This is a genomic window from Amycolatopsis sp. NPDC049253, from assembly GCF_040678995.1.
Lineage (GTDB): Bacteria > Actinomycetota > Actinomycetes > Mycobacteriales > Pseudonocardiaceae > Amycolatopsis.
The window spans coordinates 68,348-83,841 of record NZ_JBFAQX010000026.1; the positions used below are offsets into that span (position 1 = coordinate 68,348).

The 15,494-nt window shown below is 72.4% G+C and carries 14 protein-coding genes; 4 read left to right on the top strand and 10 right to left on the bottom strand.

Going from position 1 to position 15,494, the window contains the following annotated elements:
• Positions 1–7: 7 nt before the first annotated feature.
• Positions 8–1,168, bottom strand: a complete 1,161-nt coding sequence (locus AB0K15_RS37570; RefSeq protein WP_364061895.1) for a macrolide family glycosyltransferase — start codon at positions 1,166–1,168, stop codon at positions 8–10.
• Between the two features lie 879 nt (positions 1,169–2,047).
• Between AB0K15_RS37570 and AB0K15_RS37575 the strand changes: the two genes are divergently transcribed.
• From AB0K15_RS37575 to AB0K15_RS37585, 3 genes are all read left to right on the top strand, one after another.
• Positions 2,048–3,283: an alpha/beta fold hydrolase gene (locus AB0K15_RS37575; RefSeq protein ID WP_364061898.1), complete on the top strand. Its 1,236-nt coding sequence runs from the start codon at positions 2,048–2,050 to the stop codon at positions 3,281–3,283.
• Positions 3,284–3,539: 256 nt separating this feature from the next.
• Positions 3,540–4,379 carry a hypothetical protein gene (locus AB0K15_RS37580; RefSeq protein WP_364061901.1) on the top strand — a complete coding sequence of 280 codons (840 nt, stop codon included), beginning with the start codon at positions 3,540–3,542 and terminating at the stop codon, positions 4,377–4,379.
• 4 nt (positions 4,380–4,383) lie between these two features.
• The gene (locus tag AB0K15_RS37585) at positions 4,384–4,980 is read left to right on the top strand and encodes a class F sortase (protein ID WP_364061904.1); all 597 of its coding nucleotides are present in this window, start codon (positions 4,384–4,386) and stop codon (positions 4,978–4,980) included.
• A 1-nt stretch (position 4,981) separates the two neighbouring features.
• On the opposite strand, the gene crcB (AB0K15_RS37590) is transcribed toward AB0K15_RS37585, so the two are convergent.
• From crcB (AB0K15_RS37590) to AB0K15_RS37620, 7 genes are all read right to left on the bottom strand, one after another.
• Positions 4,982–5,347: a fluoride efflux transporter CrcB gene (crcB, locus tag AB0K15_RS37590; protein ID WP_364061907.1), complete on the bottom strand. Its 366-nt coding sequence runs from the start codon at positions 5,345–5,347 to the stop codon at positions 4,982–4,984.
• A complete protein-coding gene (gene crcB, locus AB0K15_RS37595; protein ID WP_364061910.1) occupies positions 5,344–5,811 on the bottom strand; it encodes a fluoride efflux transporter CrcB in 468 nt (155 codons plus the stop codon). Before crcB (AB0K15_RS37595) ends, crcB (AB0K15_RS37590) begins: the two co-directional genes overlap by 4 nt.
• A gap of 121 nt (positions 5,812–5,932) precedes the next feature.
• Positions 5,933–6,604: an enoyl-CoA hydratase-related protein gene (locus AB0K15_RS37600; RefSeq protein ID WP_364061913.1), complete on the bottom strand. Its 672-nt coding sequence runs from the start codon at positions 6,602–6,604 to the stop codon at positions 5,933–5,935.
• Positions 6,605–6,618: 14 nt separating this feature from the next.
• Complete coding sequence (locus tag AB0K15_RS37605; protein ID WP_364061916.1) at positions 6,619–7,257, bottom strand: helix-turn-helix domain-containing protein; 639 nt, start codon at positions 7,255–7,257, stop codon at positions 6,619–6,621.
• Between the two features lie 60 nt (positions 7,258–7,317).
• Complete coding sequence (locus AB0K15_RS37610) at positions 7,318–7,599, bottom strand: isoamylase early set domain-containing protein (protein ID WP_364061919.1); 282 nt, start codon at positions 7,597–7,599, stop codon at positions 7,318–7,320.
• A 95-nt stretch (positions 7,600–7,694) separates the two neighbouring features.
• Positions 7,695–8,720: a 4Fe-4S binding protein gene (locus AB0K15_RS37615; protein ID WP_364061922.1), complete on the bottom strand. Its 1,026-nt coding sequence runs from the start codon at positions 8,718–8,720 to the stop codon at positions 7,695–7,697.
• Between the two features lie 108 nt (positions 8,721–8,828).
• Complete coding sequence (locus AB0K15_RS37620) at positions 8,829–10,160, bottom strand: alginate lyase family protein (protein ID WP_364061925.1); 1,332 nt, start codon at positions 10,158–10,160, stop codon at positions 8,829–8,831.
• Between the two features lie 168 nt (positions 10,161–10,328).
• On the opposite strand from AB0K15_RS37620, the gene AB0K15_RS37625 reads away from it, so the two are divergent.
• On the top strand, positions 10,329–12,857 hold the full coding sequence (locus AB0K15_RS37625) for a LuxR C-terminal-related transcriptional regulator (protein WP_364061928.1): 2,529 nt from the start codon (positions 10,329–10,331) through the stop codon (positions 12,855–12,857).
• A gap of 10 nt (positions 12,858–12,867) precedes the next feature.
• Here the strand turns inward: AB0K15_RS37625 and AB0K15_RS37630 are convergent, their stop codons facing one another.
• Together AB0K15_RS37630 and AB0K15_RS37635 are read right to left on the bottom strand one after the other, a co-directional pair.
• Positions 12,868–14,601 (bottom strand): IlvD/Edd family dehydratase, encoded by a 1,734-nt coding sequence (locus tag AB0K15_RS37630; protein WP_364061931.1) that lies wholly within the window; start codon positions 14,599–14,601, stop codon positions 12,868–12,870.
• 68 nt (positions 14,602–14,669) lie between these two features.
• Positions 14,670–15,494, bottom strand: coding sequence for a carbohydrate ABC transporter permease (locus AB0K15_RS37635; RefSeq protein ID WP_364061934.1), 825 nt, complete (start codon positions 15,492–15,494; stop codon positions 14,670–14,672).

A 15,494-nucleotide genomic window follows, 5' to 3' on the forward strand; every position in this document is an offset into this window, starting at 1 on the left:
TGGACGGTCAGCCCAGCAGGCCCAGCACGGCGCCGGCCGCGGCTTTCGCGCCGCCCGCGGCGGTGATCTCCTTGGCCATCCGGGCCAGCCGGTCGTGCAGGCCCGCGTCGCCGGCGACGCGCAGCACCGTCTCACGCACGAGCTCCGGGGTGAGGGCCTCGGAGTCGAGCGCCTCGCCGAGGCCCAGCGCCCGGACGCGGCGGGCGTTGACGGCCTGCTCGGGCACCTGCGGCAGCGTCACCAGCGGCACGGCTCGCGAAAGCGCCTCCATGATCGAGTTCATGCCGGCGTGGGAGACGAACGCGCTCGCGTGGCCCAGCACCGCCTGCTGCGGCACCGACGGCAGCGCCTCGGCGTTCGGCGGCAGCTCGCCCAGCAGCGCCGGGTCCGTGCGGCCCAGCGCCATCACCACGTGCCACTCCGTGCCGGCGAACGCCCGCGCGCACGCGCGGAACACGTCGGGCCGGTCGGTGAACGCCGTACCCAGCGACACGAGCAGCACCGGCTTCGCGGCCGGCGGCGCCCACTCCTCGGCACGCACCGTCGGGCCCACGAACCGGTAGGTCGCGTCGAAGGTCTCCGCCGCGATCGGGAACGCGGCCGGCACGGACACCAGCGTCAACGGCACCGGCGGCGCCGCCGTCGGCACCAGCGGCGCGGGCAGGCCCTGCTGCCGCGAGAACCCGTGCAGGCGCGTCGCGAACCGGACCAACGCCTCGTTGTCCGGCCGGAAGTCGGGCGGCAGCAGCTCCGCCGGCGGCAGGTGCTCGTTCACGGCCATGCTGGCCACCATCGCGACCGCCGGCACACCCAGCCGATGCGCGACCGCGGCGGCGACGGGCGCCACGGTCGCGTCGAAGCACACCACTTCGGCATCCCGGACCGTTTCGACGAGCGCGTCGATCTCGGGCGCCGCCGCCTCCAGCAGCCCGTCCAGCAGGTTCACGAAGCTCGTGGTGCTGAACGTCTCCCGCGACAACGCCGTGGGGCCCAGCGTCCACGGCAACCGCACCGCCTCCGCCCCGGCCCCCTCGACGGCCCCCGCATGCGCCGGCCCACTCGCGAACGTCACCCGATGCCCCCGCTCCACCAGCTCCGCCACGAGCGGCAACGCCGGGTTGACATGCCCCGCCGCCGGCGCGGCGACGAAGAACAGGCGCTTGCCCACAGGTGCTTTCCCCTCGCAGTCCGGACAAGATCACCGTAGCCGCGCCCGGGGCTCTCCAGGCTGGACGCTTCCCGTTCGACCACCACGCACCACCCCGGCCCGACACCCTCTTGCCGGGGTCTGGGTGAACGGACTGCTCGCGGCACCGGCCCGCCGTGATGGACCGTTCGTGGCGTGTTGGTAGCACGAACCTCCCCCTCGCGCGTCGCCGATCCCGCGACGGGACCGTTCGGGCCGCAGCAACAGCCCGACCGGACCGCTCACACCACCCACCACCCGACCAGATGACACGGCGCAGGCCCGCCTTCGGCCGTGCCCGCACGCTCAGCTGCACCCCGCGATACCGACTGCCAACGCGAGCGGACGACTACCCGCGCGGACCGGCCGTTTGCCGCCCACCACCAACCCACGACCCGACCACCCGCGCAGCAGCAGCGGCGCGATCGGACCGCCCACACCGCCCAATGAGACGGCCCAGCGCGGAACCGCCTGCACCGCGCACCAGCGCCGCCGCCACGCACCCCGGCTGCCGCCGCGACCGGACCACTCGCCGCGGGGACGCTGCACGAACCGTCCGCTCGCACAGCATCAACCCCACGGGCGTGACCACTCGCGCCGCAGCAGCAGCCCGACAAGACCCTTCATCCGGTCCGCCGCAGGCGACCGGTCACGCCGCACGCCCGGTCACGATCGGTCCCGCCGCGCCGACGTTGCGGCGCCGACCGCCCGCTCGCACACCACCAACCCCGCGACGGGACCGCTAACGCCGCACCAGCAGCGCAAGCCGACCGTTCGCGCCACCAACCCGCCAAGCCCAGGCGGTGGAGCCCGCCGAAAACCACCCCGCCCGGCCGGCTCAGGCGTGATTTGATCGACCCCATGCCTACCTCCGTGCGTGTCCCCGGTCTGGTTCTCACCGAGCACGAGTTCGACGTCCCGTTGGATCACGGGGACCCAGGGGGTGAGCGAATCACCGTGTTCGCGCGGGAGGTCGCGGCGCCGGACGGCGGGGAGGAGCGGCCGTTCCTCGTGTTCCTGCAGGGTGGGCCCGGGCACGAGGCGCCGCGGCCCTCAGGTGGGGCCGCGGGGTGGCTGGGGCGGGCGCTGAGGGACTACCGGGTGCTGTTGCTGGACCAGCGGGGCACCGGCAACTCCACCCCCGTCGGCACGTTGCCGGGGCGCACACCCGCCGAGCAGGCGGAGTACCTCGCGCACTTCCGCGCCGACTCGATCGTGCGGGACGCGGAGCTGGTCCGGCAGCGGCTGGGCGTGGACCGGTGGAGCGTGCTGGGCCAGTCGTTCGGCGGGTTCACCGCGCTCGCCTACCTCTCGCAGGCGCCGGAGGGCCTGCGGGAAGCGTTCTTCACCGGCGGCCTGCCGCCCGTCGAACGCCATCCCGACGAGGTGTACAAGGCGACGTACGCGACGCTGCTGGAGCGCAACCGCCGCTACTACCAGCGCTACCCCGGAGACCGCGAGCGCGTGCGGAAGCTGCATGCGCGCTTCGACGCCGGCGAGCTCGCCCTGCCCGACGGCACGCCGATCACGTCACGCCTGTTCCGCCAGCTCGGCCACGTCCTCGGCTCGAGCGAAGGCGCCGAGGCGCTGCACTACCTGCTGGAGCGCGACCCCGGCTCGCCGGCCTTCGCCCACGACGTCGCGGCGACGCTGCCGTTCTCGGCGCGCAACCCGCTCTACGCGGTGATCCACGAGGCCTGCTACGCCGACGGCCACACCACCCGCTGGTCGGCCGAGCGCACGCGCCCGGCGGAGTACGACGACGACGTCACGCTCTTCACCGGCGAGCACGTCTTCCCCTCGGTGTTCGCCGACCTGCCCGGCCTCGCCCCGCTGCGCGAAGCCGCCGAGCTGCTCGCCGAGCGCGAGTGGCCGCGCCTCTACGACGCCGACGTGCTGCGAAGCTGCGAAGTGCCGTGCGCCGCCGCGATCTACGCCGAGGACGCGTACGTGGACCGCCGGTTCTCCGAAGAGACCGCGCGGCTGATCCCGACGATGCGCCCGTGGGTCACGAACGAGTACGAGCACAACGGCCTGCGCGCGGCGGGCGAACAAGTGCTCGGCCGGCTGATCGACCTCGTCCGCGGCCGCGCCTGAAGATCGAAAAGAAGTGCCGGATAGCCCACGGGAATGGTGGGCGTGTTACGATCGGTTTCGTTATCACGCCCACCGTCTTCGTTATCAGGTCGTTTCCTGAGGTCACACCAGAGCAATTCCATCGGCCCGGAAACGCGGAACGTTACAGAATTCGAGCGTGGTTTTCCCCACCCGGGAATCATTTCCCTTCGACGCTTTTCTGCGGCAGAATCCCGCCATTGCCCGACGTCGGGCACCGTCGCAGCAGGGAGTCGCCGTGAAGAAACCGCTGGGCCGTCTCGCAGGTGCCGTGCTCGCCGGCGCCGCCCTCACGCTCGCGTCCGCGCCCGCCGCGTTCGCGCAGGACGACCCCACCGCGCCGGTCGAGACCACGGCGACGTCCGAGTCGACGGACCCACCGGCACCGGCCACATCGGACTCCAGTACCTCGGAGACCCCGACCAGCGACTCGAGCACTCCGACCTCCGCCAGCGCGCCGAGCACGACCGGCGCCATCGAAACACCTGCCGACCCCGAGGTGCAGACCACCGAGGGCCGCCGCGCCCCGGCCGCCGCGAAGCCCCGCGCCGAGAAAGACACCGGCCAGGACGCCGACGAGACCACGGAAACCACCGCCCCGTCCGACCCGTACACCGACAACGCCGGCCACGGCTTCGTCGGCCTCGGCGGTGAAGGCGTGCTGGTCATCGCCTGCGCCTCCGGGGCGCCCGGGAACGTCGCGACCGTCGGCCTCACCGTGACCGCCGGTCCGGACCAGGACGGCGCCGACGGCCGCTACTGGAACTACGACGTACGCGTGGTCGACGGGTTCACCGGCACCACCGCGCCGTTCAGCTGGACCTGTGACGGTCAGGAAGGTGACGGCGACGTGACCTTCGAACAGGTCGCACCGCCCACTTCGGACACCAGCGAAACTCCGGCCGCCAGCGACACCCCGACCGGCACCAGCGCCAACCCGGCCACTTCGACGTCCACTTCGGACACCACGAAGGCCGCACCGGGCCCGGTCGTCACCCGTCCGACGGTCCAGGTCCGCTACGCACCCCAGGGCGGCGTCGAGACCGGTTTCGGCGGCACCGCGCGGTTCTGGTTCTGAGCCGATGAACCGAACCAAGCTCATCGCGGCGGTTGCCTCGGCACTGGCCGTCACCGCCGTGCTGGCCGGCTGTAGTTCCGCACCCGCCCCGGCACCGGCCGCCGCGGCCAAACCGGTTCCGAGCAGCGTGCCGGTCACGAAACCGTTCAAGGGTCTGCGCCCGACGTCGGTCAGCATCCCGAAGATCGGCGCGCAGTCCAGCCTGGTGTCCGTCGCGGTCAACCTCGAAGGCAAGATCTCCGTGCCCTCGGTGAAAACTCCGATGCAGGCCGCGTGGTACCGCCTCTCCCCCGTGCCCGGCGAAGTCGGGCCGGCCATCGTCCTCGGCCACGTGGACGGCGACAAGAAGCCCGGCATCTTCTACAAGCTCAAGGACCTCGCCCCCGGCGACGAGGTGGACATCGACCGCAGCGACGGCAAGAAGCTGAAGTTCACCGTCGACCACCTGACGCAGGTCCCCAAGGACCAGTTCCCCCAGGACGCCGTCTACGGCAACAGCACCAAGCCGGAACTCCGGCTGATCACCTGCGGCGGCGTGTTCGACCACGCCGAGGACAGCTACGAGGACAACATCGTGGTCTACGCGAACCTCGCCGCGTAGCTCAGACGAGCGAGCCGACCACCGCGTACCCGAGCGTCGCCGCGCCCAGTCCCGCGGCCACGCTGAGTACCACGTTGGCCACCGCGAGACCGTACGCCCGCCGTTCGAGCAGGCGTACGGTCTCGTAGCCGAACGTGCTGTACGTCGTCAGCGCTCCGCAGAACCCCGTACCCACCAGAATCGAGACGGCGCCGGGCAACGTCGACCCGGCGCCGGCGAGCGAGCCCAGCACCAAGGACCCCACCAGGTTGACCGTGAACGTGCCCCACGGAAACCCGCTGCGGTGGCGAGCCTGCACGAAGCGATCGGTGACGTACCGCAGCGGCGCCCCGATCACCGCGCCGACGAACACGAGCAGCACCGTCACGACTCGACCGTCCTTTCCGGACGGATGAACACTCTTCGCGCGAGCACCATCCCGGCCACCACCGCGAGCAGCGCCGCCACGAGCGTGCCCGCGAGGTAGCCGAACGCGAGCCCGACCGTGCCCGGCCGCAGCAGCCCGTGGATCTCGACGACGTAGGTCGAGAACGTGGTGTAGCCGCCCAGGATCCCGACCCCGAGGAACGGCCGCACCAGCCGGTGCGCGGTCCACGCCTCGGTGACCGCGACCATGAGCACCCCGATGAGGAAGCAGCCGGTGACGTTGATCAGGAACGTCGCCAGCGGGAAGTGCCCGGGTGCGGTGGGGAGCAGCTCCGCGAGGCCGTACCGCGCGAGCGCGCCGAGGCCGCCGCCGAGGGCGACCACGGCGAGGACCGGCGCGTTCTCCCGCACCGCCGTTCGGCGCCACAGCGGCGTCCGAGGGGAAGAACCAGATGATTCGGGCACAGACGTCTCCTACTCAACGCGGGCATGCTAGCGCCCTCGGTTCGAGTAGGGACTGTTGGCAGCGAGCGCTGCGGTTGCCCGGACGGCCCGGAGCGGCGAGCCCCACCGCCGCGCGCGCAGCTTAGCGGACCAGATCCGCCGGCGTGCGCAGGGCCGTCAACGCGGACGCGAACATCGTGGACTTAATCGCCCCGAGCGTGCCGCGGTCCTTGCCCGCCAGCGGCGCGACGACCTCGCTCGCCGTGCTGACCAGCGCGGCCTCGTCGGCCGTCGCGTCGACCTGGCCCAGCTCCCGGGCCTGCGGGCCGCCGAAGCGCCGCCCGGTGGTCATCGACGCGACCGCCGCGGCCGGCGTGAGCTTGGCCTGGATGAGCGCGGCCATGCCGGGCGTGAACGGGATGTTGATATCGGCCTCGGGGAAGCAGAAGAACCCGCGGTCGGTGCGCATCACGCGGAAGTCGTGGGCCATGGCCAGCATCGCGCCAGCACCGAACGCGTGCCCGTTCACCGCCGCGACGGTCGGCACGGGCAGCGCGAGCACGCGGGCGAGCAGTTCGTGGACGTCGGTGACGTACTTGCCGGCTTCGTCACCGTGGGCGGTCAGCCACTCGAGGTCGAGGCCGTTGGAGTAGAACTTGCCGCTGCCCGTGGTCACGAGCGCGGCGGGCGCCGAGCCGGCCGTGACCGTGTCGAGATGGGTGTTCACCTCTTCCAGCCACGCGGGTGAGAACCGGTTCTCGTCGGCGCCGAAGTCGAGGACGGAGACGGCTTCGTGGTGGGTCAGTGCGGGCATCGCGAGAGTCCTTTTCAGACAGTGGTTGCGGAACGGGACGAACGCCGCTTCGGCGGCGGCAGAGCGAGCACCGCGCGCACGGCGGCGGCGAGCCGGCGGCGGCTGTCCTCGCCGACGCGGCCTTCGGCCAGCTCACGGCGGTAGATCGCACTCGGCAGGTCGACGACGCACGTGGTGATCACCTCGACGGCCACGCCGTCGCCGCGCTGCCACAGCTCGCGCGCGAGGCGCACGAGCAGGCGCACCAGGCGTTTGTCCAGCGCGTGCAGTGCCTCGGCGACCTCGTCGGGCAGCTGCGGGCCGAGCACGCGGTCGGGTGAGACGCTGATCATCAGCCGCGCGGCATCCGGGCGCTGTCCGGCCACGACGGCCGGTGCGTCGGCGGCGGCGACCACCGCCGCGACCGGACCGGCCTCGGCCAGAGCGGCGTCGACCAGGCCCTCCTGCACGTCGACGAAGTGGGTCGCGGCCCGCAGCCACGTCCGCCCGACGAGCGCGGGCAGCGAGCCGAAGCTGTGGTAGATCGCGCTGTTCGGCACGCCCGCGGCGAGCGCGAGCCCGCGCGCGGTGAGCTCTTCCGGACCGCGGTCGGCGACGAGCCGCTCGGCGACGTCGAGCAGCCGTTCGGGGTCGTGGATGCGCGGCCTGGGCACGAACCCGAGAGTAAAGGAACACGCGCTCCACAACAACGGTGTTGTGGAGCACACGTTCCCTTACTCCGCGACGAAGACGCAGTCATGCCCGTCGCGGGTAGACACGTCGGGGTCGTCGAGCCACTGCCCGCCTGTCGCGAGGTAGCGGAAGCGCAGCTTCGCGCCGGGCCGCACCTCGACGGCGGCCGAGCGCGTGCCGTTGGACCGCTTGCGCAGCTCGTGGCGCCCGGGCTGCCAGTCGTTGAAGTCGCCGACCACGCTGACGGGCCCCGGCGGGGTGTCGAGCGGGAGGACGAACGTCACCTTCCGCACCCCGCCGCCACCTCGGCTGGTCTTGATCACGAGCGCTCCCCTTCACTTCCCGGCTGGTTTCGCCGAAAAGGGTTCCACGCGTTCCCGTTCGCGGGCGTGAGAACCGCCTGCCCGTCCGGGTGAACTCACGGGGTGCGGCCGGGGACCACCTTCACGGTCTTGTTCGGGAACCGGCGTTCCACATGGGACTTGGCGGGCGACGCCGGGGTCACGTAGATCGTTTCTTCCTTGTCCTGCAACGGTCGCAGCACCGTGCGCATGAACTCGCGCCGGTCTTCGAGGTACGGTCCGAGCACGTCCTCACCCGCCGGGCACACGGCCATGCAGTAGGCCGCCTTGTAGTTCGGCTTGAAGGAAAGGCTTTGCCACATCGACGCGTTCTCGGAATCGGTCACGCGCCGGCGGAACTCCGCACCGTCGGCACTGTCGGCCACGGTTTCCACCCAGTCGGTGAACCCGCCCATGAACTCGCGGTAGTTGTGCGTGGAGCAGGCGGCCCAGTCGAACTCGCCCGTCTTGGCGATGGCGCCGACCGGGCACGCGGCCACGCACAGCTTGCACTCCACGCACGGGTTGTAGTCCAGCGCCTCGCCGTAGCCGGTCACCTCGGCGTCGACGAGCAGCGTGGCCAGCAGCACGAAGTTGCCGAACTTCGGGTGGATCACGTTGCGGTGCAGGCCCATCACGCCGAGGCCGGCCGCGACCGCGACGGTCTTGTGCGCCACCACCCAGATCCGGCCGGGGAAGCGGTCCATCTCCATCGGGAACGTCGCCGACGGGTTGAGCGCGCGGTAGCCGGCGTCCTGCAGCTCGCGGGTGATCGTGCGGGCCGCCTCGTTGATGATCTCGCCGCTGCGGTGGAACTCCTGGTTCGCGACGCTGCGCGCCGGCGTGCGCACGTTGTCGCGGTTCATCCGCACGACGAGGGAGACCAGGCTGCGCGTGCCGGGCAGCGCGGCGAGCACGTGCGGCCGCTCCCCCGCCAGGTCCGGGTGGTCCAGCGACACGGCCGCGACGTCGTCGGCACCCGCGGCCAGCGCGAGCTCCCGCAGCCACGCGGCGTCGATCGGCCCGGGCTTCGGCCGCGTGCCGCGCTTCAACACGGCCTGCACCGACGGGTGGGCGGCGAGTTTGCGCGGCAGCTCGGTCACGAGGAGTCCTCCATCGGTAGGAATTTCCAACCAACGGTCCCACGTGCTGAGTCCGATAACAAGACCGATCCTGCCGCGGCGGGGGAAGGTCCCGCCGCGGCGCCGGGCTCAGCCGGTGACCGAGATGTCGTCGAGCTGCTCGGCGGCCGGGCGGACCGGGTAGAGATCACCTCCCGGCGGGGCGGGGATGTGCGGGAGCGCGGCCTTGGCCTGGGCGTCACCCGCGTCGGCGGCGGCGTGGACACTGTCGAGCGCCGCGTACTGCAGGAAGTTCAGGTCGGGCAGCGGCCACTGCGCCGCCCCGCCCGTCGCGGCGGGCAGCAGGTGGTCGACGGCCTTGAACAGGCTGGCGCCCTCCGGCGTCCGGTAGGCCCACAGGTCCACGCCGACGTGGCGGCCGATCTGCGCGAGGCGGGTCAGCGCGACGAGGTTGAACGTGTGGTAGTGGAAGCTGCGCGTGCGCGTCGACTCCTCGGGCTGGCTGCCGTCGGCCGCGATCTGGTGGTCGAGGCGGGTCTTCTCGGCGGTGACGACGATCTGCTTCGTGAGCGCCTTGTCGCCGGTGTAGAGCGCGATGCCGGCGGAGAGCATGTCGTAGAAGGAGCCGTGGTTGTTGGTCTCGGCGGCTTCGTCCGTGCCGTTCTTGCTCGTGCGCAGCCAGGTCAGGAAGTCGGCCGACCAGCCCTTCATCGCCGCGGCGTCGGTCTTCGACCAGCCGGGCGCGCCCGCGTCGAGGATCCGCGCCGCGTCGAGGACCTGGGTGAAGGTGTAGGCGAACTCGATGATGCCGATGCCGCGGCCGTCGTTCTTGCAGGGGATGCCCTGCGCGAAGTTCAGGTTCGGGTTCATCTTCGTGGCCGCGTCGAGGAACCAGGTGCGCAGGTCGAGGGCCGCGCGCTGCGCGTACTCGGGCTTGCGCGTGTAGAACCAGGCGAGGGAGAGCTGGTAGACGGAGCTGAACGCGGTGAGCCGCTCGGCCTTGTCCGGCACGGCGGTGGTCTCGGGGTTGAGCACACCGTCGCGCTGGACGTACGGGCAGCCCTGCGGGTTGTCGGCCGTCGCGGGCTGGCTGGGCCACCAGTACGGCGCGAGGCTCAGGTAGTCGTGCTTGTCGCCACTCGGCGGCACGCGCTCCTTGTCGACGACCGTCCACGGGCCCTTGGTGAGCGCCGCGTCGGCCTGCTTGAGGAGGTCGGCCAGCGAGGTGCGAAGGGTTCTGTCGCCGAGCAGCAACCCGACGCGGTTCTTCGTGAGCCGCGCCCCGTCGAGCACGACCGTGTCGGGCTGACATGCGAGCGACACGATCGGCAACGAACACACCAGAGGCGGCGGCTGCTGCGCGGGTGTGGCACCGGCCGCGGTGGCCGTGGTGGCGAGCAGCCCGGCGACGGTGGCGAGGATCAACGAGAGCCGGAACCGGGACCGTGAAGGAGGCAGCACTGCAACTCCGTTCAAGTATCTGAATAGCTGGCAGATATGTGAACTCAACGTAGGCAGTGGAACGGGTCGAGCCCAGTCGGCAGCACGGCCCTGCGTTACGAAACTGCTGCTCGGATGCGCTCAAATGGCTCTGTCGGGCGTTACGGCCGCGACTCTAGGGTCCAGACCATGCCGACGGACCCGCGCTGCCTCAGCTGCGGCGCTCCCCTGCCGGCCCCACCCGGCCCCGCAGGCGGCCGCCGGGCCCGCTTCTGCTCCGGCGCCTGCCGCCAGCGCGCCTACCGCCGCCGGCTGAGATCCCGCCGGGGCGGCACGGGCTGCCCCGGGCGCGCCCCGGAACTCGCCACCCTGCGCCGGCTGCTGACCCACCACCGGCTGGTGACGATCACCGGGCCGGGGGGCATCGGCAAGTCACGCCTGGCGGCGGAGCTGGGTGGGGCTTGCCGGGTGGATGTGTCCACTGTGGAGCTGGTGCCGGCCGGGCCCGGGGAGCGGGTTGCACCAGGCGGGCACTACTCCGCGGCTGACGCGAGCACAGTCGGCCCCGCGGCCGGGCTCGGACAGTCGTCGGTTCACGACCGCAGCGAGCGCCCGTCCGAGACAGGCACGACTGGTTACACCTCCGACGCCGGCCGGCCGCGCACGCCCGGCGATGCGCTCCGCCCTCGCGCGAGCACGATCCACGACCCGGACAACGTGGGACGACCACTGTCGCACCGGAATGATCTCCAGCTCGGCGAGAACACAGCCGGGAGCGCAGCCACCCCCGCACCACCACTCGCCTCCGACCCGAGCGAGCGGCTCCTCGGAACGAGCACGCTCCCCCTTCCCGCCGAGGTCGGGGACCTGCTCGTGCTCGATGGTTGCGAAGGACGGCCCGAGGTGTGCGCCGCGCTGGTCAGGCGGTTGCTGCGGGAGCGCCGAAACCTGCGGATCGTCGCGACCAGCCGGGTGGTGTTGGGGGTCGAGGGTGAACAAGTGCTGCCGTTGCGCGGGCTGGCGCCGGCCGATGCGGCGCGGGTGCTGGTGGACCGGGTTCACCTGCTCGACCCGTTCTTCTCCGTGATCCCGGCGGAGGTCACGGGGCTGTGCCGGGTGCTCGAAGGTGTGCCCGCGGCGCTCGAGCTGGTCGCGCCGCGTGTGCGGCTGCTGGGGCCGGCCGGGGCACTGGAGGGCGTCCGGACCGCGCTCGACCTGGAGCCCGGCCGGGGTTCGGTGCGCGCGGGCCTGGAGCGCGACCACGGGCGGCTCGGTGCGGCCGAACGTGAAGCGTGGCAGCGGCTGTCGGTGCTGCCCGGGCCGTTCGACGCCGAGCTCGCGGGCGTGCTGGGCGCCGGCCCGGAGGTGCTGGAGCGGCTGGTGGCGGCGTCACTGCTGGTGTCCGAGCCGGCGGCCGACGGCACGACCGGCCTGCGCCTGTGGGCGGCCGGGCGCGCCTTCGCCCGTGAGCAGCTCGAGGCGGCGGGCGGTGCCGACGCCGCGTTCGAGCGGCTGGCCACCTACCTCGTCGCGGAGATCGAGCCGCACCTCACGGCGTTCCTGCTGCCGGACGGGCTCTGCCGGAAGCTCGTCGCGCGGGCCGAACCGGTGCTCGCCACCGTCGGCCGGCTCACCGCGCGGGGCGACGCCCGGCTCGCGGTGCCGGCCTGCGGGCTCGCCCGGTCGTGGCTGGCGCTGGGCCGCAACGTCGCCGAAAGCGAGCAGCTGCTGCGCGACGCCCTGCCGCACGTCGAGGACCGGCCGGACCTCAGAGCGTCGCTGCTCGCCGCGCTGTGCAAGGCGGCGCACCGCACCGGCCGGTACGCCGAGCAGCTGCGCCTGGGCGAGGAAGCCCTCGCCCTGGAGTCCACTTTGGACCGCAAGGCGCGCGTCGCGTCGATCCTCGACCTGCTCGCCGCCGGGCTGCGAGCGTCGGGCCGGCGCGCGGACGAGCGCTACGGCGAAGCGCTGACGATCGCGCGCGAACTCGCCGACCCGGCCGTGATCTCGTTGCTGCTCAACGATCTCGCCTGGGCCGCCCTCGAATCAGGCGACCTCGCGACCGCCCGCGACGTCCTCGCCGAAGGCCTGCCCCTCGCCCGCGCGCACGCGACGCCCGGCCGGCTCGCCAGCGTGCTGCACACCGCCGGCGCGCTCGCCCTCGCCGCGCACGACCACGCGACGGCCGAGGCCCGGTTCGTGGAGGCGCTGCTCGTCACCAATCCCACCGACGGGCTGAAGGTCCCGTACTTCACCGAGGGCGTCGCGATCGTGCTGGCCACCCGCGGCGAGCACGAGCGCGCGCTGGGCCTGTTCGCCTGCGCCGAAGCCGTCCGCCGCGGCCTGGGCGCCGTCGCCGAACCCGCGTGGCGCCGCCGCGTCCGGCAGGCGACCGCGACCGCCACCGCCGGTCTCGACCCGCGCCGCGCCCACGCCGCCACCCGGGCCGGCGCGCGCGTGTCCCTCGCCGCCGCCGTCACCCACGCCCTCGACGCGAGCGCGCACTTCCACGCCACCGGCCACGGCCGCCTGACACCCCAGGAGCACACCGTCGCCGCGCTCGTCACCGACGGCCTCACCAACCAGCAGATCGCCCGCCGCCTCGGCATCGCCCCGCGCACGGTCGCGACCCACCTCGAACGCATCCGCGCGAAACTCGGCGTCCGCCCCCGCTCCGCACTGGCGGCCTGGTTCACCCGCACCACCGCCGACGGGTGAGCGGACCCGGTCAGTGCGAATCGCGGGGAACGCCCGGGCCGCGGGAACCGTGCAGGAAGTCGAAGTCCGCGCCCTGGTGCGCCTGGGTCACGTGGTGCGTGTAGAGCCACGTGTACCCGCTGACATACGGCGATTCCGGCGCTTCCCACTCCGCACGCCGGGCTGCCAGCTCCTCGTCCGCCACGTGCAGGGTCAGCGAACGCGCGGGCGTGTCCAGGGTGATCCGGTCGCCCGTGCGCACCAGGGCGAGCGGGCCGCCCGCGGCGGACTCCGGGCTGACGTGCAGCACGACCGTGCCGTAGCCGGTGCCGGACATGCGGCCGTCGCAGATGCGCACCAGGTCGGTGACGCCGTCCTTGAGCAGTTTGGCCGGCAGGGGCACGTTGGCGACCTCCGGCATGCCCGGGTACCCCTTCGGGCCGGCGCCGCGGATCACCAGCACGGTGTCGGCGGTGACGTCGAGGTCCGGGTCGTCGGCGACGCGGTGGTAGTCCTCGGCGGTGTCGAACACCAGCGCCGGACCGGTGTGTGTGAGCAGCTCCGGCGAGGCGGCCGACTGCTTGATCACCGCGCCGTCAGGAGCGAGGTTGCCGGTGAGCACGGCCGTGCCCGAACCCGTGGGCTGAAACGGCTCGGCCACCGGGGTGATCACCTCGTCGTTCCAGCACTCGGCGTCGGACACGTTGTCCGCCAAGGACTTCCCGGTCACCGTGACCGTGCCGGGGTGCAGCAGCCCGGCTTCAGCCAAGCGCCGCACGACGACGGGCAGGCCGCCGGCGTAGCAGAAGTCCTCCATCAGGAACTTGCCCGACGGCATGAGGTTCACCAGCGTCGGGACGTCGCGGCCCAGCGCGTCGAAGTCCGCCATCTCCAGCGGCACGCCGACGCGGCCCGCGAGCGCCAGCAGGTGGATGATCGCGTTGGTGGACCCGCCGATGGCCGCGTTGACGCGGATCGCGTTCTCGAACGCCTCGCGCGTCAGGATCGACGAGGGCCGCAGCTCCTCCTCCACCATCGCCACGATCCGCTGCCCCGCCGCCTGCGCCGTTTCGAAGCGGCGCGCGTCGACGGCCGGCCAGGTCGCCGAGCCCGGCAGCTGCATGCCGAGCGCCTCGGCGAGGCACGCCATGGTGGACGCGGTGCCCATGGTCATGCAGTGGCCGTTGGACCGCGCCATGCAGCCCTCGGCGAAGAAGCACTCCTCCTGGCTCATGCGCCCGGCCTTGAGCTCCTCCTCGAACTTCCACACGTGCGTGCCGGACCCCACGTCCTCACCGCGGAACTTGCCGTTGAGCATCGGCCCGCCGGTCACCATCACCGCGGGCAGGTCCACGCTCGCCGCGCCCATCAGCATCGCCGGGGTGGTCTTGTCGCAGCCGGACAGCAGCACCACGCCGTCGAGCGGGTTGGCCCGGATGAGCTCCTCGACCTCCATCGCCATGAGGTTGCGGTAGAGCATGGCGGTGGGGCGCATGAGCGTCTCGCCGGTGGCCATCGTGGGGAACGCCAACGGGAACCCGCCGGCCTGCCACACGCCGCGCTTCACCGCCTCGGCCACGCGAGTGAGGTGCACGTTGCACGGCGCCAGTTCCGACGCGCTGGTCGCGATCCCGATCACCGGCCGGCCGTCGAACACGTCCGGGCCGAAGCCCTGCGACCGCATCCACGACCGGTGGATCATCCCGGCGCGGCCCGACGCGCCGAACCAAGCCGCGCTGCGCCGTTCTCCAGCCTGCTCACCCACGCGAACCTCCTGCCGCCGACGGTGCGTACCTCCTCACTCCACCGCAGACCGCGGGTCCGGGCAAGTGATCAGCCCTTGACCGACCCGGTCAGCCCACCCACGATCCGCCGTTGCGCCACCACGAAGAACCCCAGCGCCGGCACCATCGACAGCGCGGTGAACGCCAGTACCCGCGCCGTGTCCTGCGAATACTGGGACTGGAACGTCGCCACGCCCAGCGGCAGCGTGAAATGCGCGCTGTCGTTGAACACCAGCAGCGGCAGCAGGTAGGCGTTCCAGCTCGTGACGAACGCGAGCACCGACACCGTGGTGAGCGCGGGCGCCGAGAGCGGCAGCATGATCCGCCAGAAGAATCCGAGCCGGCTCGCGCCGTCGAGCACGGCCGCGTCCTCCAGTTCCCCGGGCACGGCGTGCATGAACGGCCGCAGGATCACGATCGTCACCGGCAGCGAGAACGCCGCCTCCGGGATCGCGACGCCCAGCGGGTTCTCCAGCAGCCCGAGCTGGCGCAGCCACAGGTACAGCGGCAGCGTGGCGACGCCCAGCGGGAACAGCAGCCCGAGCGTGAACAGGACGTACACGGCTTCGCGGCCTTTGAAGACGTAGCGGGACAAGGCGAACGCCGCCATCGAACCGAGGCCCACGGCCAGCACCGTCGCGATCACCGCGATCAGCGCGCTGTTGCCGAGGAACCGCCAGAAGTCCGGTGAGGTGACCACACTGCGGTAGTTGTCCCACACCCACGGCCCCGGCAGGCCCGCCGGGTCGGTGTTGAGCTGCCCGTTGGTGCGGAAGCCGCCGAGCACCACGAACAGCAGCGGCACCACCGTGACCACCACGACGACGACCGCGGCCACGTAGCCCGCGACCAGGCCCCAGCGCCGGCCCGCCAC

Coding starts and splice junctions, on each gene's coding strand:
- AB0K15_RS37575 (WP_364061898.1), top strand. CDS start 2,048: ATGCCTACCTCCGTGCGTGTCCCCGGTCTGGTTCTCACCGAGCACGAG.
- AB0K15_RS37585 (WP_364061904.1), top strand. CDS start 4,384: ATGAACCGAACCAAGCTCATCGCGGCGGTTGCCTCGGCACTGGCCGTC.
- AB0K15_RS37600 (WP_364061913.1), bottom strand. CDS start 6,604: ATGCCCGCACTGACCCACCACGAAGCCGTCTCCGTCCTCGACTTCGGC.
- AB0K15_RS37625 (WP_364061928.1), top strand. CDS start 10,329: ATGCCGACGGACCCGCGCTGCCTCAGCTGCGGCGCTCCCCTGCCGGCC.